Annotated in this window: 13 protein-coding genes; 8 read left to right on the forward strand and 5 right to left on the reverse strand. The window is 67.4% G+C overall.

Annotated features, from left to right (window positions below):
* The first annotated feature begins 46 nt into the window (after window positions 1-46).
* On the forward strand, window positions 47-12,439 hold the full coding sequence (locus tag BN1263_RS08750) for a filamentous hemagglutinin family protein (protein ID WP_058980546.1): 12,393 nt from the start codon (window positions 47-49) through the stop codon (window positions 12,437-12,439).
* 455 nt (window positions 12,440-12,894) lie between these two features.
* Here the strand turns inward: BN1263_RS08750 and BN1263_RS08755 are convergent, their stop codons facing one another.
* The 3 genes from BN1263_RS08755 to gspH are packed head-to-tail and all read right to left on the reverse strand — an operon-like array spanning window position 12,895 to window position 14,311.
* Entirely contained in the window at window positions 12,895-13,509 is a 615-nt protein-coding gene (locus tag BN1263_RS08755) for a prepilin-type N-terminal cleavage/methylation domain-containing protein (RefSeq protein WP_058980585.1), read from the reverse strand.
* Window positions 13,506-13,856: a type II secretion system minor pseudopilin GspI gene (gene gspI, locus BN1263_RS08760; protein WP_260832926.1), complete on the reverse strand. Its 351-nt coding sequence runs from the start codon at window positions 13,854-13,856 to the stop codon at window positions 13,506-13,508. The genes BN1263_RS08755 and gspI overlap by 4 nt, the downstream gene beginning before the upstream one ends.
* Window positions 13,857-13,864: 8 nt before the next feature.
* Window positions 13,865-14,311, reverse strand: a complete 447-nt coding sequence (gspH, locus tag BN1263_RS08765; RefSeq protein ID WP_058980548.1) for a type II secretion system minor pseudopilin GspH — start codon at window positions 14,309-14,311, stop codon at window positions 13,865-13,867.
* 115 nt (window positions 14,312-14,426) lie between these two features.
* Here gspH and BN1263_RS08770 point away from each other — a divergent pair, with 115 nt between their 5' ends.
* Complete coding sequence (locus BN1263_RS08770; protein WP_058980587.1) at window positions 14,427-14,876, forward strand: hypothetical protein; 450 nt, start codon at window positions 14,427-14,429, stop codon at window positions 14,874-14,876.
* A gap of 90 nt (window positions 14,877-14,966) precedes the next feature.
* Here the strand turns inward: BN1263_RS08770 and BN1263_RS08775 are convergent, their stop codons facing one another.
* Window positions 14,967-15,302, reverse strand: a complete 336-nt coding sequence (locus tag BN1263_RS08775) for a hypothetical protein (RefSeq protein ID WP_058980549.1) — start codon at window positions 15,300-15,302, stop codon at window positions 14,967-14,969.
* Between the two features lie 201 nt (window positions 15,303-15,503).
* Between BN1263_RS08775 and BN1263_RS08780 the strand changes: the two genes are divergently transcribed.
* The 6 genes from BN1263_RS08780 (at window position 15,504) to BN1263_RS08805 (ending at window position 22,287) form a co-directional block, all read left to right on the forward strand.
* On the forward strand, window positions 15,504-17,120 hold the full coding sequence (locus BN1263_RS08780) for a ShlB/FhaC/HecB family hemolysin secretion/activation protein (RefSeq protein ID WP_058980550.1): 1,617 nt from the start codon (window positions 15,504-15,506) through the stop codon (window positions 17,118-17,120).
* Window positions 17,121-17,158: 38 nt separating this feature from the next.
* Window positions 17,159-18,943, forward strand: coding sequence for a DUF2341 domain-containing protein (locus tag BN1263_RS08785; protein ID WP_058980551.1), 1,785 nt, complete (start codon window positions 17,159-17,161; stop codon window positions 18,941-18,943).
* Between the two features lie 10 nt (window positions 18,944-18,953).
* Window positions 18,954-19,367, forward strand: coding sequence for an ExbD/TolR family protein (locus BN1263_RS08790; protein WP_005409874.1), 414 nt, complete (start codon window positions 18,954-18,956; stop codon window positions 19,365-19,367).
* 39 nt (window positions 19,368-19,406) lie between these two features.
* Window positions 19,407-20,072, forward strand: coding sequence for a cell envelope integrity protein TolA (gene tolA / locus BN1263_RS08795; protein WP_058980552.1), 666 nt, complete (start codon window positions 19,407-19,409; stop codon window positions 20,070-20,072).
* Between the two features lie 42 nt (window positions 20,073-20,114).
* Window positions 20,115-21,860 (forward strand): putative porin, encoded by a 1,746-nt coding sequence (locus BN1263_RS08800; RefSeq protein ID WP_058980553.1) that lies wholly within the window; start codon window positions 20,115-20,117, stop codon window positions 21,858-21,860.
* 97 nt (window positions 21,861-21,957) lie between these two features.
* A complete protein-coding gene (locus tag BN1263_RS08805; RefSeq protein ID WP_005416760.1) occupies window positions 21,958-22,287 on the forward strand; it encodes a hypothetical protein in 330 nt (109 codons plus the stop codon).
* A 61-nt stretch (window positions 22,288-22,348) separates the two neighbouring features.
* On the opposite strand, the gene BN1263_RS08810 is transcribed toward BN1263_RS08805, so the two are convergent.
* The gene (locus BN1263_RS08810; RefSeq protein WP_058980554.1) at window positions 22,349-22,747 is read right to left on the reverse strand and encodes an OsmC family protein; all 399 of its coding nucleotides are present in this window, start codon (window positions 22,745-22,747) and stop codon (window positions 22,349-22,351) included.
* Between the last annotated feature and the right edge of the window lie 108 nt (window positions 22,748-22,855).

The raw sequence follows: 22,855 nt of genomic DNA on the forward strand, positions 1-22,855 counted from the left end.
ACACACGCCGCCGCCGACGCGGCCCATCAGGTTGACGAGGTCCCCGATGTCGCACCCGCATTCGCCCACCGCCCGTTTCCCTGCTGCCCTGTGGCGCAGCCACCCGATGGCCTGGGCCGTCGCAGTGGCCCTGGGCAGCGTGGTGGCTCCGGCCACTCAGGCCCAACAGGCATTCAGCCCCGGCTGGTTTGCCGAGCGCGGTGCGGCGCAGGGCGCGGCGGCACAGAGCGGGCGCATGCCCAACGGCGTGCCGATCCAGTTCCAGCTGCCCGCACAGCAGCAGGATGCAGCGCGGCAGAAACTGCAGCAGTCCATCGACAACCTCGGCACAGCCGCGCAGGCCATCGCCCTGCAGCAGCGCCTGCAGGAGCAGGCACGGCAGGCGCGCCGCGAGGCGGGTTTCGTAGTGGCCGATGGCCTGGGCAAGGATGGCCTGAAGGTTGACGAGAATCCATTGACGCGTGGCTGGATCAATGCGCGCGAAGCGATCCAGTCGCGGGCGGCCGACGGGCGGGTGCTGGTCAACATCGAGCAGACCGCCGACCAGGCGATTCTGAACTGGGAAACCTTCAACATAGGTGGCAACACCACGCTGAATTTCCTGCAGAACCCCGACTGGGCCGTGTTGAACCGGGTCAATGATCCCGCCGCAAGGCCCAGCCAGATCCTTGGCCAGCTGAAGGCCAATGGCACGGTGTTCGTGGCCAACCGCAACGGTGTGGTGTTCGGCAACAACAGCCAGGTCAATGTCCGTAACCTGGTGGCGGCGGCCGCGCGCATCAGCGACGCGCAGTTCCGTGAGCAGGGTCTGTACAGTGCCGAGGCGAACACCTCGGCGCTGACCGACGCCGTAGGCAAAGTCATGGTCGAACGCGGTGCACGCATCACCACGCACGAACCGACCACGGCAACGCGGGGCGGTGGCTATGTGCTGCTGGCTGGGCACAGCGTGGAGAACGCGGGCCAGATCGAGACGCGCAAAGGTCAGACCCAGCTTGCCGCCGGCGACAGTTTCGTGATCCGTCGTGGCGTGGGCACGGCGCAGAACACTGCATCGACCACCCGTGGCAACGAGATCGCACCGCGCTTCGTCGCTGACAGCACGGCCGGCAGCGTTCGCAACAGCGGTCTGATCCAGGCACGCGAGGGCGACATCACCCTGGCCGGCCGCACGGTCGAACAGGCCGGCGTTGCGGTTGCGACCACCACGCTGAATCAGCGCGGCACCGTACACCTGCTGAATTCGGCGTCCGATGCGGCGGGCAGTGTGACCCTGGCCTCCGGCTCGACCACTGCAGTACTGCTGGAAGACGATGGCAAGAGCACGGCGCTGGACAGCCAGCGCGATGCCCTCATCAGGGAATCGGCCGAGCAGGACAAGCTTCGCGGTGGCAGCAACAGTGGCACCTTCGACAATCTCTCGCGCCTGCAGGACCGCCGCGAGCAATCGCGCATCGAAGTCGTCTCCGGCGGCGATGTGAACTTCCAGGCCGGCGCGCTGGCGGTAGCCACCGGCGGCCAGGTAATCGCCGACGCCAGCCGACGCAGCTATCTGGATGATGGCGCGCGCGTGGACGTCTCCGGTGCGGTGGGCGTGCAGGTGGCGATGGAAAGCAACAACGTCAAGGTGAAGGTGCAGGGCAACGAGCTGCGCGACTCGCCGGACAATCGTGACAGCGGCAAGCTGATCAGCAGCGAGGTGTGGATCGACCGCCGCCAGTTGACCGAAGTTGCCGCCGGTAGCGGTGGCTATGACGGCACGCGCTGGTATGCCGGCGGCGGCCTGCTGGAAGTGGGTGGCTACCTGGACAATCAGGGGCATTCGATCAGCGAATGGGCGGCGCAGGGCGGCACCGTCCAGCTGGCAGGCAAGGAAGTGGTGAGCCACGCCGGTTCGCGCATCAATCTGGCCGGCGGCAGCCTGGATGTGCAGTCCGGCGTGGTGCAGCAGAGCTGGCTGCGTGGCCGCGATGGCCAGTTGTACCGGCTTGACGATGCACCGGCCGAGATGCTGTACGACGGTCTGTACCAGGGTTATGAAGTGAAGCAGGAACGGTGGGGGGTGACCGAATCGTTCCGCAATCCGCTGGTTGCCCCGGGCCAGCGCTTCGACAATGGCTACACCGTGGGACGCGATGCTGGTCGCCTGTTGATCTCGGCGCCCACGGCCGTCCTGGAGGGCCAGGTGGATACGGTGGCCTTCCAGGGCGCACAGCAGACGCGCCGGCCCGATCAGGGGCAGGAGGGCTATGCGCAGGCACAGACGGCGGTGGCCCGCAACGCCCAGCTGTGGCTCGGGCGTTTTGACAACAGCGGGCGCAGCGCGGTGTTCGACTCGAATGTCCGCATTGGAGCGCTCAAGGCCGATCCCCGGCCGTGGACGCTGCAGGCGCCGGTCGGGGAAGCACAGCGCAATACCGTGTGGTTGGACAGTGAGGTGCTGAGCGCCCAGCGATGGGGGCAGGTGGACCTCGCTTCGGCCGGCCGTATCGACCTCGATGGCACGCTCAGGTTGCAGGAGGGCGGCCGGCTTGGGCTCACCGCAAGCCGCGTCAGCTTCGGTGGAACGGTGCAGATTGCCGGCGGGCAGGTGGAAGCCGGAAATCTGCTTGCGGCGCTTGGCGGGCCCACGGCATTGCTGACGTCCGGACGTGGTGCGGTGGATGTCGCGGCCGGCGCCCGGATCGATCTTGGCGGTGGCTGGAGCAACGCGCTTGCAGCGCCGGAGGGCGGTCCCGCACAGGCGTGGATCGACGGCGGGCAGGTGCGCTTCAACAGCAGCCACGATATCGACGTGGGCCAGGGAGCAGCGATTCTGGTTGATGCCGGCGGTGCGATCGATGCCAACGGCAAGGGGCGCGTCGGCAAGGGCGGCAGCGTCAGTCTGCTCGCGGCCAGCACCGAGGTCGCCACCGACGGCAGCGGCCGGCTGGGCTTCGGCGAGGGCGCGCGCTTCAGCGCGCTCGGCAATGGCAGCGGCAACTTCATATTGGCAACCGGCGGTGCGGTGTCTATCGGCGTGCCTGGCACGGAAGCATCGGCAGCCTCGCTGCGATTGCAGGCAGCGCTGTTCAACAGCGGCTTCGCCGGCTATGACATCGCCGGTCACAACGGTTTGACGGTTGAAGAGGGCACCCCGCTGCAGGTGCAACGACCTGCGCTGCGCTTGGCCGACGGCGCAGCACAGGCTCTGGTCCGCGAGCAGGGCGTGCAGGCCTGGATGCCATCGTTGTACGAGGCCGATCCGAGCAGTGGTCGCGTGTCGCAGCGTGGCGGCGCGAGCCTGACACTGCGCGCGGGGCATCTGCTGTCCACGGCCGACCTGCGCGTTGGCAAGGGGGCCAGGATCGAGGTCGACCCGGGCCAGTCGATCGAACTGTCCAGCGCCGGCAACCTGAGCGTGGCCGGTCATCTGAAGGCAGCCGGCGGCCGCATCCGCCTGGATGAGGCGTTCGATCCATCCGGTGTACGTGGTGATGCACGCCGCGAGCGCCAGTGGACGATCGCCGATGGCGCGCTGCTGGACGTGAGTGGCGATACCGTTTCGCTGCGCGACGCGCGCGGGACGTTGCGCGGGCAGGTGCGCAAGGGCGGAACGATCGAGATCGGGGGCGCGCTGGACTGGGAAGACCAGGACAACGTACGCCACCTGCCACCCGATACCTTCGTGGTGGTGGAGCGTGGGGCGCGGCTGGATGCCTCCGGTGCGTCGGCGCTGCTCGATATCGATGGCAGCGGGCGCACCCGCGTGGACAGCGATGGCGGCAGCATCGTGCTGCGCAGCGGCAATTCCCTGTACCTGCAGGGTGAACTGGACGCAGCGGCCGGCGGCGACGGCGCGCGCGGCGGCACCCTGGGGGTTGCCTTCGGTGGTGGCACCTACGGCAGGACGGCAAACGGCAAGGACGTGCTGGCACCGCGGATGATCTCACTGACCCAGCACGCCGCGCAGACGGCGGACCTGCCTGCACGCCTTGAGTACGGCCATGCGGCACTGTCGGTGGAGCAGATCGAGGCCGGTGGTTTCGATCATCTGTCCCTGTTCGGTGACATCCGTGCGCAGGGGGATGTCAATCTGCGCATGGACCAGAGCCTGCGCATCCAGGGCTTGAACGAGCGTTACCTCGGCTTCGTCCCGGGTGGCAGCGAGGGCGGCCACCTGCAACTGGCCGCGCCGTATGTCCGCCTTGCGCAGGGCCGCTGGTGGCAACCGGCCGGCGAAGGCACGTTGCGCCCGCTGGAGGCGCCCCTCGACGCCGGCCGGCAGCATCGCCTGGAGGTGGGCGCCGATCTGATCGACCTGCGCGATGTGACCTGGCTGGCGGGCTTTGATCAGGTCGCGCTGCGCAGCCGCGGTGACATCCGCTTGCTGGCCCCGGTCGCCAGCAGTTCGCTGGTCTCCACGCTGGCAAGCCCGGGGTCTATCGACATCAGCGCCGCACGCCTGTACCCGGCAGCCCGGGCCAAGGGACGCATCGTGGCCGGCGTCCCCGACATCGGACCTTCAGGCGAGCCGTTCTGGCAGAACCCCGACGCCGTGCTGCGCATTCATGGCATTGCAGGCGGCGCGCAACCGGCACCGGATTCTGCGTTCGGAAGCCTGGAGCTGGTGGCGGCGACGGTGGTGCAGGGCGGCAATGTGCAGGTGCCGTGGGGCCATGTGCAGCTCGGCGGCCGGAAGTTCAACGCCGATGTGGCCGGCCGCGTCGACCTGCTTGCAGGCAGTGTGACGTCGGTGAGCGGAGCGGGCCTGCAGCTGCCGTTTGGCGGCACCGTGGATGGTGTTGGCTGGCGCCGCAACGGTGCCGACTTCGATGTGCTGGGCCCCGGCTCGAACAACATCCCGATCGGTATCGACATCGTGGCCAACGCCTTCAATGGCGTGGCGGGCAGCGTGCTGGACATGTCCGGCGGCGGCGAGCTGTCCGGCGCTGCATTCGTGGCCGGACGGGGTGGCTCGGTGGACGTCCTGCGGCATGCGCTGGCGGATGCGAACCCGCGCTACCGCTTCAGCGGCAGTGACAATGCGGTCTACGCGATCATGCCGGGACGCTCGGGCACGCAGGCGCCGCAGGCGCTCGCTGACGGCAGCGCCGATCCGCGCGTTGGCCAGCAGATTGTCATCCCTGCCGGGGTTCCAGGCCTACCGGCGGGAACCTACACGCTGCTGCCGGCCAGCTACGCACTGCAGAAGGGCGCATTCCGCGTCGAAGTCGGGGCTGAAAGCGCCGTCGGCAGCCGACAGCCAGTGGCGACCGGCACCGGTTCCTGGCGCGTCAGTGGACACCAGGCGCAGAGCCTGGGGGGTGGAGTCTCATCGCTGCTCACTGATCTGGTGCTGACGCCGGCGGATGTGGTGCGCCGCCATGCCAGCTACAACGAGACCTCCTACAGCGCGTTCGTACAGGGCGTGGCCGAGCGGCGTGGTGAAGCACTGCGCTGGCGGCCAACGGATGCCGGCAACCTCAACCTGGTGCTGGGTGATGGCGCCGGACGTTCGAGCGTGCCAGCCGCGATCTTCCAGGGCGTGTCACGCTTCAACGCCGGCAGCAATGACGGACGGGGCGGCACGCTTTCGGTCAATCTGCTCGCTTCCAATGAGGCGATGCTGGAGATCGCCACCCAGGGCGTTAGTGCCGGCAGTGGAAGCGGTGCCACCCTCTTCGATTCGGCGCTCAATGCGTTCCGCCCGGAAACGATGCTGATCGGCGGCGTGCTGCGACGTGACGCGACGACTTATTCGCTGGAGGGCAGTGCGCAGCACATCGTGGTGCGCAACGGCGTCACCCTGACGGCGCAGGAAGTGCTGCTGTCGGCTGCGTTCGGGGGCAAGGGGATCCTGGTCGAGCAGGGCGCTTCGATCGATACCTTGGCCGGAGCCGATCCCTCGCGCGCGGCGCAGCCCACGGCGCCCTATCTGGTGTCGGGCGGCCTGCTTGCCGTGTCCAACCAGCGCTTGACGGCGCTTAGTGCGCAGGGCGGCAGTGCCGCCGGTCCGGTGGCGATCGACATCGGCGGATGCGAGGTGGACTGCAGTGGCCAGACCCGGTTGCTGTCGGCAGGCAGCATCAATGTGGTCACCGACGGCGCCTTGAACATTGGCGACGCAGTGAGCTATGGAACGCGCCAGCTCGGCCTGGGCATGTCGGCCCTCAACCTCGGTAGTGCCGAAGCCATTGCGACGGCAGCGGCAGCTGGTGGCCTGCCGGCCGGCATGACCATGAACCAAGAGGTACTGCAGCGATTACTGCGCGGAAACACCGCCACCGGCGCGCCGGCGCTGGAGGCGCTCAGCCTGACCGCGCGCGATGCCATCAATGTGTTCGGCAGCGTGGACCTGGATACGCGTGACAGTGCGACCGGCCGCAGCAGTCTGCGCAGTCTGGTGCTGGGTGCCCCTGCCATTCACGGCTACGGCAGCGCTACCGACCGCGCGCGCATCTTCGCCGATACGCTGGTCTGGGACGGTACGCTGGCCGGCACCGCATTGGCCGGCGGTGAGCAGACCCAACCAGCCGGCGAGGCGATGGTGGGCCGGCTTGGCCAAGGGCAGCTGGAGATCAATACGCGGGTGCTGGAGCTGGGGCGTGCGCCCTTCACCCGGTCCAGCTCGACGGTGGCCGCAGATCGCCAGGTGCTCGGCTTCGCCGGCGTAACGCTGGCGGCGTCGGATCGCATGCTGTTCTCCGGCAAGGGCAGCCTGGACGTCTTCCAGCGCCAGGGCGACTACGTGGCAGGCAGCGGCTGGCAGTTGAATGGCGGCGCGCTGGATATCGTCACCCCGCTGCTGACCGGCAACGCGGGTGCGCAGCTGGCCATCCGCAATGGAGGAACGGTGCAGCTGCGCGGTGCTGCGGCGACCACGGGCAGCGATGCGTTGGGTGCAGAGTTGTCGATCACGGCCGAACGGATCGGTATCGACAGCCGCGTGGCGCTGGCGTCCGGCCGGTTCGAAGCCAATGCCCGCCAGGGCATGACGCTTGGCAGCAACGCGGTGCTTGACATGGCCGGCCGCAAGGTCAGCCTGTTCGACGTGGACAAGTACAGCTGGGGCGGCGACGTGGCGCTGACGAGCCGCGAAGGTGACATCGTTGCCGACGCCGGGTCGCGTATCGATCTTTCCGCCCGCAACAACCGCGGCGGCCGCCTGACCGTTGCTGCACTGGGCCCGCAGGGCGGCCGTATCGATCTGGCCGGGACCCTGCTGGGCGGCGCCAGCGGTCGCTACGATGCCGGTGGAACCGAAGTGCCCTATGACGGTGGCGAGCTGGTGGTGCGTGCACGCCAGTTGCAGGACTTCTCCGGCCTGAACGCTCGGCTTACCGCCGGTGGCATCACCGGTGGCCGGACCTTCCAGTTGAGTGAAGGCGACCTGGTGATCGGCGATGAGGTGAGGGCCCGAAACGTTGATATCAGCGTCGATGGCGGCAGCCTGCAGGTCAATGGCCGCGTTGATGCCAGTGGCGAACAGGTCGGCAGCATCCGCCTGTCCGCCCGCGACGTGCTGCGTATCGATGGCACATTGGACGCGCATGGCAGCGGCCTGCGCGTGGACAGCTACGGCAAGATCATCGACAGCCCGAACCGGGCCATGATTGAACTGACCTCGGCCAACGGCAGCCTGCAGCTGGGTGCGGCTTCCTCGATGGACCTGCGCGCCGGTACGTCGGTGGCGACCGGTAGCGGCCCGGGCCAGAACGACGGCCGCGCACGCGGCAGCGTCAAGCTCAACGTGCCCCGTGTGGGAAGCAACGATGCAGCAATCGAAGTAGCCAGCGGCATCCGCATTGCCGGCGCCGGCGACCTCCAGGTCAACGCCTTCCGCAGCTACGATTCGGCGCCGCTGGCCAGCGCTCCAGACGTGCACGGCCATCGTCCGCAGGTGATCAACCAGCAATGGCTGGATACGGTGGTGGACCCGGACAACAGCCTGTGGATGAATGCCGCGCTGGCCAATACGGGATTGCAGCAGCGCACCGGCGCCCTGGGCAGCTACCGCCTGCGCCCCGGCGTGCAGCTGGTGGCGCGGAGCAGCGGTGACAATCCGCGTGGCGACCTGGTGGTGGCCGGTGATATCGATCTGTCCGGCTACCGCTATGGACCGCAGTCGAACCGGACTGATCCAGCGCGCCGTGGCTTCGGTGAATCGGCCGCGCTGGTGCTGCGCGCCGAGGGCGATATCAACGTCTACGGCAGCATCAACGACGGTTTCGCACCGCCGCCTGCCAACCCGGATGAAGACGGCTGGGTGCTGCTGGAAGGGCGGAGCGCGGGCTCGCCGAACACCGCATTTGGTGGCGATCTGATCGTGCCCGGCGAGGGCGTCAAGCTCCAGATCGGTACTGAGTTCCGCGCCGGTGCGACACTGAATTACGACCTGCCGTTCCAGGCGCTGACATTGCCGTCGGGTACGGTGCTGCCGGTGGCCATGACACTTTCCGCAGAGCTCACGCTGCCCGCCGGCAGTGTGCTGGGGGCGGCGGTGACCACCGATGGCGGCCAGGTGCTGGCAGCAGGCACCGTGCTGGCCCAAGCGCTCACCCTTCAGGCAGGCGCACGGCTGGGCGCCGGCTTCCGCCTGCGCAATCCGGCACCGGTGGCGGCCCAGGTCTGGCCTGCCGGAGTGGCGTTGCCGACGGTGATGCGGCTCTCCGGCGCGCTGGATCTGCACGCCGGTGCCATCATCCCCTCGATGACCAAGGTGGAACTGGCCGGCGACGCTCCGGTGAAGCTGCGGGTGGCCGACGCCAGCGGCCGACAGGGGCGCAATTGGGCGTTGGCCTCGATGTTGCCCGAAGGGACCACGTCATGGGACCTGACTGCGGTGGCTGGTGCAGATACAGCGTCTGCCGATCCGCGCACGCGTCGCTGGGGCAGTGACGGCAGCATCGTGCTCGCCGACAGCCACTACAGCACCATCGGTACAGTGACCACCACGACGGAATGGAAAGGCGATCGTGTCGTCAACCTGGAAGGTTCGCTGTTCTGGTGGGGGGACGACAGTCTGGTCGGCAAGTCGCCCCGGGAGGCGGCTGAAATGCTGGGTGTCGCCGAAGGTGACATCTGTGAACTGGGACCGTTCTGCGGCGCGGCGCCGCGCCTGGTGGACAAGGAGGGTTCGCTGATGTGGTGGGGGGACGAGTCCTGGGTCGGCAGGCCTGCGTCGGAACTTGGCGCCGAGATGGGCATGTCCGAGGAAGATATCTGTGCAGTCACCGGTTACTGCTACGGCGGCGGCACGCTTACCGAAGTCACTACCTACGGCAAGCGCCTGGGCTCGCCGGCCTGGAGCGTGTTGCGTACCGGCAAGGGAGACCTGGCGCTGCTGGCGGCGCAGGACGTGCGCATGAAATCCGGCTTCGGTGTCTACACCGCAGGTACGCCCACCCATCTGGGTGATGGCAGCGATCCGCGCTTCAACGCGGCGCGTGCGCCGAAGCCGGAGAACACCTTGCTGCTTGGTTCGACCCAGGCCTCCGGGGCCTACGACGCGGCCCTCGCCAGCTATCAGGCGTGGTATCCGGACCAGGGCGGCAATCTGCGCATCGAGGCGGGGCGCGACATCATCGGCGATACATGGAGCTTCCGCGCGGAATCGGGCACGGTCCAGCGCGACCAGGCTGGCCACTCAAGCGCAGCGGTGGGCAACTGGTTGTGGCGGCAGGGAACGGGCACCACCGGCGGTGTCGTGCAGACGCCGACCAGTTGGTGGATCAATTTCGGAACCTACAGCACGGTGAGGCCCGAACTGGATGCAACCCCCCGCCTGGTGGGCTTTACCGGGTTCGGGACGTTGGGGGGCGGCAATCTGAGCCTGGACGCAGGCCGCCATATGGGCATGCTGGACAGCATGGGCAACGCGCTGGGATACGAGATCTCGCCGCATTCGAGTGCGCTTTCGGTCGCGGTCGGATCAACCGGGCGCGTGGTCGATGGCCAGTTGCATGTCACCGGCGGTGGTGACATGGCCCTGCGCAGCGGGGGTGCACTGAATCCGGGCCTGCGTGCCAGCAGTCGTGGCAGCACATCGGATCAGCAGGACCTGGACGTCAATGGCGTGGTGACCAATGTTCGTGGCAACACCCGCATCGACGCTGCGCGCATTGGTGGCCTCAGTGCAGTCCAGGCCAGCTATGGGCAACTGGGCCTGAAGGATCCGCTGGTGGCCGACAGCCCGGTTGCGATGGCCGGACCGGTGCTGGTGCTGGGCGACTCAACCGCGCAGTTGCAGGCGCGCGGCGACGTGGTGCTGGGTAGTGCCGCCGATCCAGGCCGGGTTCCCGTGGCCAATTTCAACACGATCGTGCTGGATGATGGCAGCCGCGCGTCTGGCACGAGCTGGTTCTCGCTATGGACGCCGCGCACCGCGCTGGACCTGTTCTCCGCCGGCGGGAATCTGTCGCCGGGCCTGGTGGGCACGCAGCATGCGAGCGGCAGCAATCAGGCCAGGGAGGTGGTCGAAATCAACGCCAGCAATGGCGACATCTATCTCAACTACTGGTTGTATCCCTCCCGGTTCACCGCCATTGCAGCCTCCGGCAACATCAATCTCGCCAATCTGCGCAGCGGCAGTGTGCCTGATGCCCAGGACGTCATCCTGCTGGCGCCCTCGGCGTCGGGACGGCTGGAGGTGCTGGCGGGAGGATCGATCCTGGCCGCCAACCGAGCGACACAGATCGCGCGCTCCAGCAGTGATGCCCGCATCCCTGGTCCGTTCGATCCCGGCTTCATCGCGCAGGGGCCCGGAAACGCGGGAACGGTGCGCAGCAATGTATCCGTCGATGGGAACGCCGCCAGCCCTGACACCGTGCTGCCGTATTTCGCGTTCGGTCCCAATACCGCGCTTGGTGCGTCGTTGCCGGCTACGCCGACGGCGGTCAGCCGGTTCTATGCCGTGGCCGGCGATATCATCGGGCTGGGCAGCGGCAGCAGGCGGCAGCTCTCGCGCAATGGCCAGAATGGCGGACGTACCGTATTTGACTGGTTTGAGGCGGGCTCGGCGGTACGGCTGCGCGCCGGCCGCGATGTCATCAGCGCCGATGTCACCGCGCTCAACACCCGCGGAACCGATATCAGCGGGATCGAGGCGGGCCGGGACATCATCCGCAGCAATCTGACGGTGGCCGGCCCGGGCAATGTCGAGGTCAGCGCCGGTCGCCAGCTGCGCCAGGAAGAGGCAGGAAGCATCGTCAGCCGGGGCGGCATCGTGCAGGGCGATACGCGCCCGGGCGCAAGCATTGCCTTGACGGCGGGCAATCAGGCCATTGATTTCGATGCACTGCGCACGCGCTACTTGGATCCGGCCAACCTCGCCGATCCCTCGCAGTCGTTGGCTGCGCAGCCGGGCAAGGCGGTGAAGACCTACGACAAGGAGTTGAAGCAGTGGCTGCAGCAGCGCTTCGGCCTGGCCGCCGACGGCGCCGAGGCACTGGCTGCGTTCGACCGGTTGCCGAAGGAGCAGCAGCGGATCTTCCTGCGCCAGGTCTACTACGCCGAACTGCGCGAAGGTGGACGCGAGTACAACGATCGGAATGGGCCACGCGTTGGTTCTTACCTGCGCGGCCGCGAGGCCATCGCCACGCTGATGCCGGACAAGGATGCGACAGGTGCAACGATCCAGCGCACGGGCGATATCCTGATGTACGGAGGCTCTGGCGTGCGTACCGAAGCCGGCGGCAACATCGAGCTGATGGCGCCGGGCGGACAGATCGTGGTGGGTGTGCAGGGCGTGGTGCCGCCGGCCAGTGCCGGGCTGGTGACCCAGGGGCAGGGTGATATCCGGCTGTTCAGCCAGGACAGCGTGCTGCTGGGCCTGTCGCGGGTGATGACAACGTTCGGCGGTGACATCCTGGCCTGGTCGGAGCAGGGTGACATCAATGCCGGCCGTGGTTCGCAGACCACCTTGTTGTACACGCCACCGCGCCGCGTCTATGACGGCTGGGGCAATGTGCTCCTGTCGCCGCAGGCCCCGGCCAGTGGTGCAGGCATCGCAACGTTGAACCCCATTGCCGAAGTGCGGCCGGGCGATGTCGACCTGATCGCGCCGCTGGGCACCATCGATGCGGGCGAAGCTGGCATCCGCGTGTCGGGCAACATCAACCTGGCCGCGCTGCAGGTGCTCAACGCCGCCAACATCCAGGTACAGGGTGAAAGCAAGGGCCTGCCCGTGCTGGCCACGGTGAACGTCAACGCGCTGGCCTCGGCCAGTGCAGCAGCCAACAGCGCCAGCCAGGCGGCACAGGATGTGATGCGCAAGAGCCAGGATGATGCGCGGCGCAACCAGCCATCGGTGATCAGCGTGCAGATCCTCGGTTTCGGCAGCGGCACCAGCAGCATCAACCCGCCGGCGCGTGGCAATACTGCCAACGCTGGCTATGACGCCAACAGTGCCTTCCAGTTCCCGCAGGCAAGTCGCGACGAGGGCACGCAGCGCCGTTAGGCCTCTTGCAACGGTGCCGACCAACGGTCGGCACCAAGGTAGATCCACGCAATGCGTGGATGCGATCGGGCCGGAAGAACGGACAGCATCGGGCCAGCCGCCACGGAGCGGTGGCGGCCCCAGCCAGGACGGCACGGAGGGCAGGGAACGGCCATCAGCGGTGAGGACCACCGACACAACGCCGCCGGGTGCAGGAGAGTGCCCGGCGGCAGGAGCGGCAGTAGATCCACGCAATGCGTGGATGGCTGGGCCAGCCTCAGTGCCGACCAACGGTCGGCACCCACCAGGGCAGGCCGGGCAGTAGAAGCCGCTCGGCGGTAGATCCTCGCAATGCGTCGATGGCTTGGCCAGCTTCAGTGCCGACCAATGTCGGCACCCACCAGGGCAGGCCCGGCAGTAGAAGCAGCTCGGCAGTAGATCCACGCCATGCCTGGATGCTTTGCCTGGGCAAAAGCCTAAAGCTCCAGCACCCGCCGGTAACTCAACGGCCCACGCCCATCGCGCAGGCCCAACCGCAGTTCAAGTCCCGTGGCCGGCATTACCTCGCCTTCGCTCGGCAACACGGCCCATCCCGTTCCTGGCTGCCAGGCCCGCACCTCGAACCGCTGCACGCCGTGCGCCACGGCAATGCCCTTCGACAGTTCCGGCGCCGGCAACGGATACTGGTCCGTAGCCGTACCACTGGCCCGCCACAGCGTATTGCCCTGCCGCCACCAGCGTACCCGTTGCCAGTGCAGCCCATCGCTGCCGACACTGCGGGTGATCTCCAGCGCGAAGCTCCCATCCGGGTGCCGCTCGCTCACCAGCGACGGCGGTAGCAACCGCTGCGGTTGATCGGCCGGCCGCACTGCGCCATTCATCAACGCATCGTCTGCGCGCATTTCGATATCACGCTGGAACTGCTGCAGCACGCGCAGCGCCGTCGTGGTCTCGGCATCGGCCTGGCGCAGGCGCTGATTGCTGTTGGCCACGCTGTCGAGCGCCCGCCAGCAGATCAGCGCCAGTACGCCCATGATGGTGATCGCAATCATCACCTCGATCAGGGTGAAACCGCGCACGGCGCGCGTCATTGCGCCGCCGTCCATGGCAACTGCATTCGCGCCAGCGACTGCCGGGGTGCATCTTCGGCAACCACGCTGAGCTCCAGCTGTGGCTGTCCGTCACTCGCGGTGCCGACATGCTGCAGCACCAGGAAACTGCTGCGCCCCTGCACGCAGCGCTGCCGTGCATCCTGCGGAGGCTGCCCGGCCAGGCGCAGCTCCTGCCAGCGGTCCTGCGCACACATTAGTGCCAGCCGGCGGTCGCGCAGGCGCGACTGATCATCGGTCGCCACCGCCACTGAACGCATCACCGCCGCCAACGCAATCGAAACGATCGCCAGTGCAATCAGTACCTCGATCAGGGTGAACCCGCGCATGTTCCGCTTCACTGCACGACCTGCAACTGTCCGCTGCCATCATCACGAAGACGCAGTTTGCGGCCATCCAGCGACAACCCAAGCTCCCAGGCGATACCGATCCACTCCGGGCTCAGCTCAATGGGGCTGGCGGGCTGCACCGCGATACCCGTTGCCTGCCACTTCTGCGGTCGCAGCAGATCATCGCGTTCAATGATCACCCAACCGCTGCCTTCGCGGCGGCTGAAACGATAGCCGTTGGCGTCGGCCTGCCAACGCAGGGGGCGGCCATCGATGCGTGCCTCATCGCGCGCCACCTGCAGGCGCTGCGCCAACCGCTCGGCTTCCTGTCGCAGCTGCCGGCCCGGGTCGAGCAGGCTGCCCAGGCCCAGCCCGATTCCGGCCGTGCAGATGCCGATGATCACCAGCACCACCATCAGTTCCAGCAGGGTGAAACCACGCTGCACGCGCTGCATCGACGTTGCCTCCTGTCCGTGTCGACACCTGCCAGCGTAGGCCTGCATGATGAAACAAAAGCGTCAGCCACAGCTGCTAGCGTAGGCGGAGACGAACGTGGCGGTGGTGCGGAACATGGATGGCAGGCGCTGGGATCGCAATCGCATGTTGACCCTGCTGGCGGCGACGCTGCTGCTGGCCGTGGTGGCCTATTGGAGTGTCACCCTGTCTGCCGTGGCGCCAGCGGCCGCGGCCAGCGAGGCGAAGGCCGTGGCGCCGGTACGGCCGATGTTCGATGCAGTGGCGAGCCTGCCGCTGGTACGGCTGCTGTCCCCCGGTGCAGTGCAGACCGAGGTGGTGGTGCTGGGCGTGATGGCCGGTGACCATGCGCCATTGGCCCTGCTCTCGGTGGATGGACGCCCGGCGGAAGCGTATGCGCCCGGCCAACGGCTCGGACCCTGCACGGTGCTGGCCAGCATCAGTGCCAGCGCGGTGGAACTGAACCAGGCCGGGCAATCGCGTAGCCTGCCGGTGCCCGAGCTGCCGCCGGTGCCGAGCGATGGCATCGTGCCGGTTGCACTGTAGAGCCGAGCCTACGCTCGGCTGCGCCTGCGCGGCATCGCCGATGAATGCAAAGACAGCCGAGCATGGGCTCGGCTCTGCAAAGGCGCAGGCTCAGCGCGCAGGTCGCTGCGGCACCACCGCGCGCCCGAACGCATCGCCCATGCGCTGTCGTGTGCCTTCCAGGTTGTACTGCATCAGCTGGTTGCCGGGCTGCCGCATCAGGCGCTCGGCTTCAGGAAGCGCCGGTGACTTCGCCGATTTCGGCGCCGCCGCCAGTTTGCGTTGCAGGCACTCCCAGGCGGGGATGCGCTCGCGGTTGACCTGCACTTCGATGCACGGCGCGGCCTCGTCCTGTTTCTTTGCCTCGTCGGCCCAGGCCGATGGCAACGCCAGCAACAAGGCAAGGGCAAGGGCAGGGCGAAGGCCCGCCTTCAACGGCTCACTCATCTCGAATCTCCTGCGACAACCGACGTTCTGCAATGAAGACGTGTGGCACGGGCAGTCTCCGCCGCTGGACGTTCCGGCGCTGTCAAAAGATGACAGTGCTGTCACAAAACTGTTGGCGGTTTTGACGCGACGTACACGTCCTGTTGGTAGACCCACGCGCCGCTCCATGGCCATTTCCTTCGATACGACGCGATGCCTTCGATGACTCCTGTTCCGTGCCGAGCCGTCCGCCTTCCGCTGCGCCTGCATCCGCTGGTGCTGGCCCTGGCGGCGCTGCCGCTGACATTGTTCGCGCAGGAGGCGGCGCCTGCGCCCAGCGTGAACATCAATGAATACATCGTGCGCGGCAACACCGTGCTCGATCCGCGCCAGATCGAGCGCGCGGTGGAGCCGTTCCTCGGCCCGGGAAAGACTCTGGCCGATGTCGAGAAGGCACGCGATGCAGTCAATGCGCTGTACCAGCAGGCGGGCTACCAGTCGGTCTACGTGGAGTTGCCCGAGCAGCAGGTCAGCGGTGGCGTGGTACTGCTGAAGGTACAGCAGACACCGATCGGCCAGCTGCGGGTCGTGGGAACGAAGCACGAATCGCCCGAGCGCATCCGCGAGCGCGTGCCGGCGCTGGCGGAAGGCAAGGTGCCGGACTTCGACCAGGCGCAGAAGGAACTGACCGCGCTGAACGAAGGTGGCCGCCGCCAGGTGATGCCGCTGGTACGGGAGGGCCAGGTGCCGGGCACGATGGATGTGGACCTGCAGGTCGAAGAGAAGTCGCCGTGGCGTGCCAGCGCGTCACTCAACAACGACCACAGCGCCGACACCGAGAAGCTGCGCCTGAGTGCGTCGCTGGCCTACGACAACCTGTGGAAGCGGGGGCACAGCGCAAACATCGGCGTGTACCTGGCGCCGGAAGATACAAAGCAGGCCAAGGTGTTCTCGGCCTCGTACACGATGCCGTTCGAAGGCACGCCGTGGAGCCTGGAAGCCTCCGGCTACAAGTCCGACAGCCGCGTGCTGAACGCGGGCGGGCAGGTCGGTACCGGCACTGGCACCAATGTGATCGGCAACGGTCATTCGATCGGTGTCAAGCTCAACTATCGACTGGCCGGCAGCAGCCAATGGTGGCGCCAGCTGAGCCTCGGCGTGGATTTCAAGGATACCGAGGAAGACACGCAGATGGGCAAGGAGAGCCTGAAGACGCCGCTGAAGTACGCGCCGATCACCCTGGGGTTTGTCGGCGTGCGCCAGGGGGAGCAGGATCAGTTGAGCATCAACACCCAGCTGGTGGCCGGTACCCGCCGCCTGTTCGGCTATGGCAGTGACGCCACCGCCTTCGGCCAGAAGCGCTACTGGGCCGATCCGAGTTTCGTCGCCTTCAAGGCCGACGTGGCCAACACCCACACCTTCAGCAGTGACTGGCAGTGGTATGCGCGTGGCTCGCTGCAGGTAACCGATGCGCCACTGGTGTCGGCCGAGCAGTTCGCTGCTGGCGGCATGTACACCGTGCGTGGCTACCTGTCGGCCGAGGCGATCGGCGACTACGGCGGCCTGGCCAGCCTGGAATGGCGCACCCCGGCGTGGTCGCTGTGGAGCGGCACCGACCTGCGTGTCTACAGCTTTGCCGACGCGGCCTACCTGCGCCTGCGCCAGCCGCTGCCCGAGCAGCGCGACAAGTACAACCTGGCCTCGGTCGGCCTGGGCGCGCAGCTGCGCCTGGGTGAGCACCTGCAACTGCGCCTGGACTACGCCTGGCCTTATGCCGATGGCCCGGTCACGCGCAAGGACGACCCGCGCCTGCATTTCAACATCAGCACCAGTTACTGACCCTTCCCTTGAACATGCGTTCTCCGGAGACCCTTCGCATGGACCGTTTGCTTTCCCGAGTGTTGTTGCTGCTGGCCGCGCTGGTTGCGCTGCCGGCCGCTGCGGCCGATGCCAATTGGTGGCAGGCCGAATGGAAGTACCGCAAGCCGATCACTGTCGACGCCGGCCCGCAGGGCGCGGGCCTGGCCGGTGACCCGGGTCGCACACCGCTGCTGCTGCGCCTGCATACCGGCAACTTCGGCTTCGACGGCACCCAGGATGCGGGCAACGACCTGCGCTTTGTCTCGGGTGATGGCCGCACCGTGCTGGCCCACCAGATCGAACAGTTCGATCCCAAGCTGGGCCTGGCGCTGGTCTGGGTGGACGTGCCGGCGGTCAGCGCTGCGGCACCGCAGACGATCTGGATGTACTACGGCAATGAAAAGGCCCCCGCCAGCGGCAACGGCCAGCAGGTGTTCGACCCGGACTACACGCTGGTCTACCACTTTGCCGAGGCCAATGCGCCGGCACGCGACACCACCGCCTATGGAAACAACGCCGGGGCCGTGGCGCCGCCGTCGGAAGGCTCGGTGATCGGCCGCGGCGTTCAGTTGGGCGCAGCCCCGCTGCCGCTGCCTGCCAGCGCATCGCTTGCGCAGGAGGCGGGCGCGCCGCTCACCGTTTCGGCCTGGATCAAGCCGGGCAGCAACAATGCCGCACAGGCGATCTACGCCCGTCGCGACGGTGCGTCCGAACTGGTGCTGGGCATCGAAAACCGGGTGCCGTTCGTGCAGCTCAATGGCCAGCGCCGCACGCCGGCGCAGCCGATTCCGGAAGGGCAGTGGGCGCATGTGGCGCTGACTGCGGAGAAGGGCGCACTGCAGTTGTACCTCAATGGCCGCGTGGTCGCCCAGCTGAGCGGCGAGCTGCCGGCGCTGACCACCGCGCCGGTGGTGGGCGCTGATGCGCCGGGCGCGGTGCAGCCGCTTGCCAATTTCGAGGGCGCACTGGATGAGCTGCGTATCTCGCGCGTGGCACGACCGGCGGCACTGCTGCTGGCCGATGCCACCGCACAGGGCGCCGACTCGCGCCTGATCAGCTACGGTGCCGACGAGCAGTCCGCCGGGCAGAGCCACTTCGCCTTCATCCTCAAGGCGATGCCGTTCGACGCCTGGGTGGTGGTCGCTATCCTCGGCCTGATGATGCTGCTGTCGTGGGCGATCATGATTGCCAAGGGGCGGCACTTCGGCCGTACCAGCAAGGCCAATGCAGTGTTCACCGAGAGCTTCGGCAAGCTGTCCGGTGTGCCGCTGCGCACCCTGTCCGACATGGACCGCCAGGGCAAGGCACCCACCGCGATGCACGACGGTTCGCTGTGGCGCATCTACCAGGTGGCCATCGATGAAATGCAGCAGCGCCACCAGCGCGATGGCAACAGCGGTTACCTCAGTGGCGCCACCATCGCCGCGATCCGCGCCTCGATGGATGCGGTGATGGTGCGCGAGCAGGAAGCGATGGCACGGCGCATGAACTGGCTGTCGACCACCATCGAAGGCGCGCCGTACGTGGGCCTGTTCGGTACCGTGATCGGCATCATGCTGGTGTTCGTGGTGGCGGCGATGGCCGGCGCGGTGGACATCAATTCGGTGGCACCGGGCATGGCCGCGGCGCTGCTGTGTACCGCAGCCGGCCTCGGCGTCGCGATTCCGGCGCTGTTCGGCTACAACTACCTGGGAGCACGTGCCGAGGCGATCGGCGCCGACATGGCGGTGTTCATCGACGAGTTCGCCGCGCGCCTGGCCGAAGAGCAGGACGGGCGCGGCCCGGCCGCGGTCCAGGGCTGAGGGGCGCGCCATGGGCCAGAAGGCGAAGTTCGGCATCAAGAAGCGCGAGAAGGGCATCAACGTGACGCCCTTCGTCGACGTGCTGCTGGTGGTGCTGGTGATCTTCATCCTGACCAGCAACGCCTCCATTCCCGGCATCGAGGTCAACCTGCCGAAGGCCAGCAACAGCGTCGCGCTGGAGAAGCCGAAGACCAAGGCGATCACCATCGACCCCAGTGGTCAGGTGTTCCTGGATGCCTATCCGGTGACGATGGCCGAGCTGGAAGACCGCCTGCGCACCGAGCGCGCGACCACGCCGGATTTCCCGGTGATCGTGCGCGGTGACGCGCAGGTGCAGTACGCCCGCGTGGTCGAGGTGCTGGACCTGCTGCGGCGGCTGGAGCTGGCCCAGGTTGGCCTGGTCACCGGCAAAGCGCAGGGCTGAGGCATGACGGCCCATCAACCCCCTCGGCCGGAGCCCGGCATGCGCGGTCGCCAGTTGCTGGTGACCGTCGCGTTGGTGCTGGCCGCTTTGCTGGTGCTCGGCATCGCCGTGTGGTGGATGCTGTTCAAGGACACCGCCAGCACCCGCCGGCCGGTGGTGCAGCCGCCGATGCTGGCGCTGCCACCACCCCCGCCGCCGCCGCCACCGCCGCCGGAAAAGCCACCGGAGCCGGAGACGCCGCCGGAAGAAGCGATGCCAGAGCCGGAACCTCTGGATCCGCCGACGCCGGCTGAAGAGCCAACGCCAACGCCGGACAACGCCGACCCGGTGACGACGAATGCTGATGCGCAGGCCGGCGGTGACAACTTCGGTATCCAGTCCGGCAGTGGCGGCGGCTCGTCCGGCGTCGGCCGCGGTGGTGCCGGCAATGCCACCTACGGGCGCTACCTCGGCTACCTGATGCAGCAGGCGATCTCGCGCGACGACAAGGTCAAGCGCCTGGCGTTCCAGCTGCAGGTGAATGTGTGGCTGTCCAACGATGGCCGCCTGGAAAAGGTCGAGCTGGTGCGCGGCAGTGGCAACGAGGAGGCCGACGCGGCCGTGCTCGATGCGCTGCGACGCATCGGCAAGGTCGACCAGGCACCGCCTCCGTCGCTCGATTTCCCCGCCCGCGTGCTGATCCAGGGCCGCCGGCCCGGGGCCTGATTCCCGACCTCCGTGATTTCCCTTCTTTCGATGAGAACCGTGATGAACGACCACGTCCGCGCACGAACCGACTCCCGCTGCTCGCGCCCGGCCCGACGGGCGCTGCTGTGCTGCGCCGTGCTGCTCAGCCTGGCCGCCCCGGCCGGTGCGATGGCCGCCGAAACCACCATGGTCAAGCTGATCAAGGGCCTGATCGCCAGTGGCGCGCTGAAGCCCGAAGACGGCCAGGCATTGCTGGTGCAGGCCGAGGCTGAAGCAGCGGCCGCGTCGCGCACCGCGACCACCGTACCTTCGGCCGCCAGCGGTGGCGTGGCCTTGGAGGCCGGCGACGTGCGCGTGCCCTACGTGCCGCAGAGCGTGCGCGACGGCATCCGTGACGAAGTGCGCCAGGACGTGATGGCGCAGGCCAGGTCCGAGGGCTGGGCGGCACCGAACGAAGTGGCTGAGTGGACCAAGCGCATCAAGGTCACCGGTGACATGCGCGTGCGCAGCGAGTCGCGCTTCTTCTCCGAACGCAACAGCGACATCGTGAGCAACTGGTCGTCGATCAATTCCGGCAACGGCTTCGACACCAACACCAACACCAACCTGCAGCTGCCGCCGCTGCTGAACACCCGCCAGGACCGCCGCAACCTGTGGCGCATCCGCGCTCGCCTGGGCATCGAGGCGACCATCGGCCAGCACACCACGGCCGGCGTGCGCCTGGCCAGCGGCAGCAGCAATGGCCCGGTGTCAACCACCGAACAGCTGGGTGGTGGCCTGAGCAAGAAGGACGTGTGGCTGGACCAAGCCTGGCTGGCCTACAGTCCGGCCGACTGGGTGACGGTGCGCGGTGGCCGCTTCGGCAATCCGTTCTGGACCAGCGACACGCTGTTCTCCAATGACCTGAACTTCGACGGTCTGGCCGCCAACCTGAAGTACGACTTCGACGGCGGTGATCTCGATGTGTTCGGCAACCTTGCGGTGGTACCGCTGGAGTACACATCCGACAATTCGCCGAACCGCAACCAGGTGAAGACGCCGAACGAGAACAAGTGGCTGTCCGGCGCACAGGTGGGCGTGAACTGGCGTTTCAACGATGACAATGCACTGCGCGCCGCGCTGGGCTACTACGATTTCAAGAACATCAGCGGCCGCCTGTCCTCGCCCTGCCTGCTGTACGCCGGCGCGGACGGCTGCGACACCGACTGGTCGCGCCCGGCGTTCATGCAGAAGGGCAACACCCTGATGCTGATCCGCGACATCGCGCGCAATCCGCTGGATCCGGCCAGCACGCCGACCCCACAGTATGTCGGCCTGGCATCGGCCTTCCGGCTGGCTACCTTGAACCTGCGCTGGGACACGCAGCTGGCACAGGGCATGGGCCTGCGCCTGGATGGCGACTACATCCGCAACCTGGCCTACGACAAGCAGGCGATGTTCAGCCGCGCCAACAACGGCATCGTCAACAACTACGGCGCTGGTGGTACCGCCAGCATCGAGACCTTCCGCAGCGGCGACACGGCGTGGATGGTGCAGGCCACGTTCGGTGCTACCGACCTGAAGGAGAAGGGGCAGTGGCAGGCGCTGCTGGGCTACAAGCACATCGAGGCCGATGCGCTGCCCGATGCCTACAACGATCCGAACTTCCACCTGGGCGGTACCAACGCCCGCGGCTACTACGTGGGCGGCGCCTACGCGCTGGACGCGCGCAGCTGGATCAGCGGCAAGTGGATGGCGGCCAAGGAAGTGTCCGGTGCTCCACTGTCGATCGACGTGTTCCAGCTGGAGTTCAATACCGGCTTCTGAGTGGCGTCGTGATGCGGTTCACGGAGTGCGTGGCGGGGGCGCAGCGATGCGCCCGTCTAGGGAAAGGAGACCACGCGTTGCACATAAGGAGGAGTGGATGAGCCGTCGCAAGCTGTTTGAAAGTTCCGAACCGTCCAGTCGATCGCTGGGCATCGGGCCGGCCTATGTCTCGGTGGAGGGCCTGCGCCAGCACCTGGCCGAGTTCCTGTTGTATGCGGGCCGCCCGGTGGTGATCATGCGCGGGCGCAGCGAAGTGGGCTATTTCCTGCCGGCGCGCTGCTGGCGCCAGCGTGACGACGATCCGCTGGCGGCGGCCGCCGCCGACCAGCTGTTGGACGCGGCCGGGTTCCAGGCCGAGGACATCCAGCAGGTGGAGCAGGAATTCAACGCGATGCGCCAGCGCACCGTGCTGCATTCACGGCGCTGAGCGGCCGCCGGGCCATGCCCGGCTAGCGTCGTCTGTAGATCCACGCCATGCGTGGATGGGGCTACGCTGCGGCCCCACGCTCACTGGTGATGCGTGCACCTTCGCGCATCACCAGGGTCACCGGGGTCTTTTCCACCACCTCCAGCAACCGCTGCCACTGCGCATCGCTCAGCGCGGCGCTGGCATGCAGCACGCGGTGCACGTGGAAGCGTCCATCCGCGTCACGTTCCGAGCGCAGCTCGGCATGGAACTCGCCCAGTTCCCAACCCTTGCGCTGCGCATACATGCGCAGGGTGATGGCGGTGCACGCCGCCAGCGAGGCCAGGTACAGGTCGAACGGTGCGAAGCCCTTGCCCTGGCCGCCTAGCGAGGCTGGTTCATCGGCGTCCACCTCGAAGTGGCCATTGCTGATGTGATGCAGGTAGTTGTCGGCGGTTGAAACAATGCGTGCGTAGGCCATCACATTCTCCATCTATCCATGGCGTCGAGCCACGCTCGACCAAACCCACTGTAGCGTCGAGCCATGCTCGACGGCTCCCCAAAAGGCGGCGCCAGCCAGGACCGGCGC

This window comes from Stenotrophomonas thermophila, from assembly GCF_001499715.1.
In the GTDB taxonomy this organism is placed as follows: domain Bacteria; phylum Pseudomonadota; class Gammaproteobacteria; order Xanthomonadales; family Xanthomonadaceae; genus Stenotrophomonas; species Stenotrophomonas hibiscicola.

Excerpts from the sequence above, each read along its gene's own strand:
- BN1263_RS08785 (WP_058980551.1), top strand. The coding sequence starts at position 17,159 with ATGGACCGTTTGCTTTCCCGAGTGTTGTTGCTGCTGGCCGCGCTGGTT.
- BN1263_RS08810 (WP_058980554.1), bottom strand. The coding sequence starts at position 22,747 with ATGGCCTACGCACGCATTGTTTCAACCGCCGACAACTACCTGCATCAC.
- BN1263_RS08805 (WP_005416760.1), top strand. The coding sequence starts at position 21,958 with ATGAGCCGTCGCAAGCTGTTTGAAAGTTCCGAACCGTCCAGTCGATCG.
- BN1263_RS08780 (WP_058980550.1), top strand. The coding sequence starts at position 15,504 with ATGACTCCTGTTCCGTGCCGAGCCGTCCGCCTTCCGCTGCGCCTGCAT.
- BN1263_RS08800 (WP_058980553.1), top strand. The coding sequence starts at position 20,115 with ATGAACGACCACGTCCGCGCACGAACCGACTCCCGCTGCTCGCGCCCG.
- gspI (WP_260832926.1), bottom strand. The coding sequence starts at position 13,856 with ATGCGCGGGTTCACCCTGATCGAGGTACTGATTGCACTGGCGATCGTT.
- tolA (WP_058980552.1), top strand. The coding sequence starts at position 19,407 with ATGCGCGGTCGCCAGTTGCTGGTGACCGTCGCGTTGGTGCTGGCCGCT.
- BN1263_RS08770 (WP_058980587.1), top strand. The coding sequence starts at position 14,427 with ATGGATGGCAGGCGCTGGGATCGCAATCGCATGTTGACCCTGCTGGCG.
- BN1263_RS08790 (WP_005409874.1), top strand. The coding sequence starts at position 18,954 with ATGGGCCAGAAGGCGAAGTTCGGCATCAAGAAGCGCGAGAAGGGCATC.
- BN1263_RS08775 (WP_058980549.1), bottom strand. The coding sequence starts at position 15,302 with ATGAGTGAGCCGTTGAAGGCGGGCCTTCGCCCTGCCCTTGCCCTTGCC.
- BN1263_RS08755 (WP_058980585.1), bottom strand. The coding sequence starts at position 13,509 with ATGACGCGCGCCGTGCGCGGTTTCACCCTGATCGAGGTGATGATTGCG.
- gspH (WP_058980548.1), bottom strand. The coding sequence starts at position 14,311 with ATGCAGCGCGTGCAGCGTGGTTTCACCCTGCTGGAACTGATGGTGGTG.
- BN1263_RS08750 (WP_058980546.1), top strand. The coding sequence starts at position 47 with ATGTCGCACCCGCATTCGCCCACCGCCCGTTTCCCTGCTGCCCTGTGG.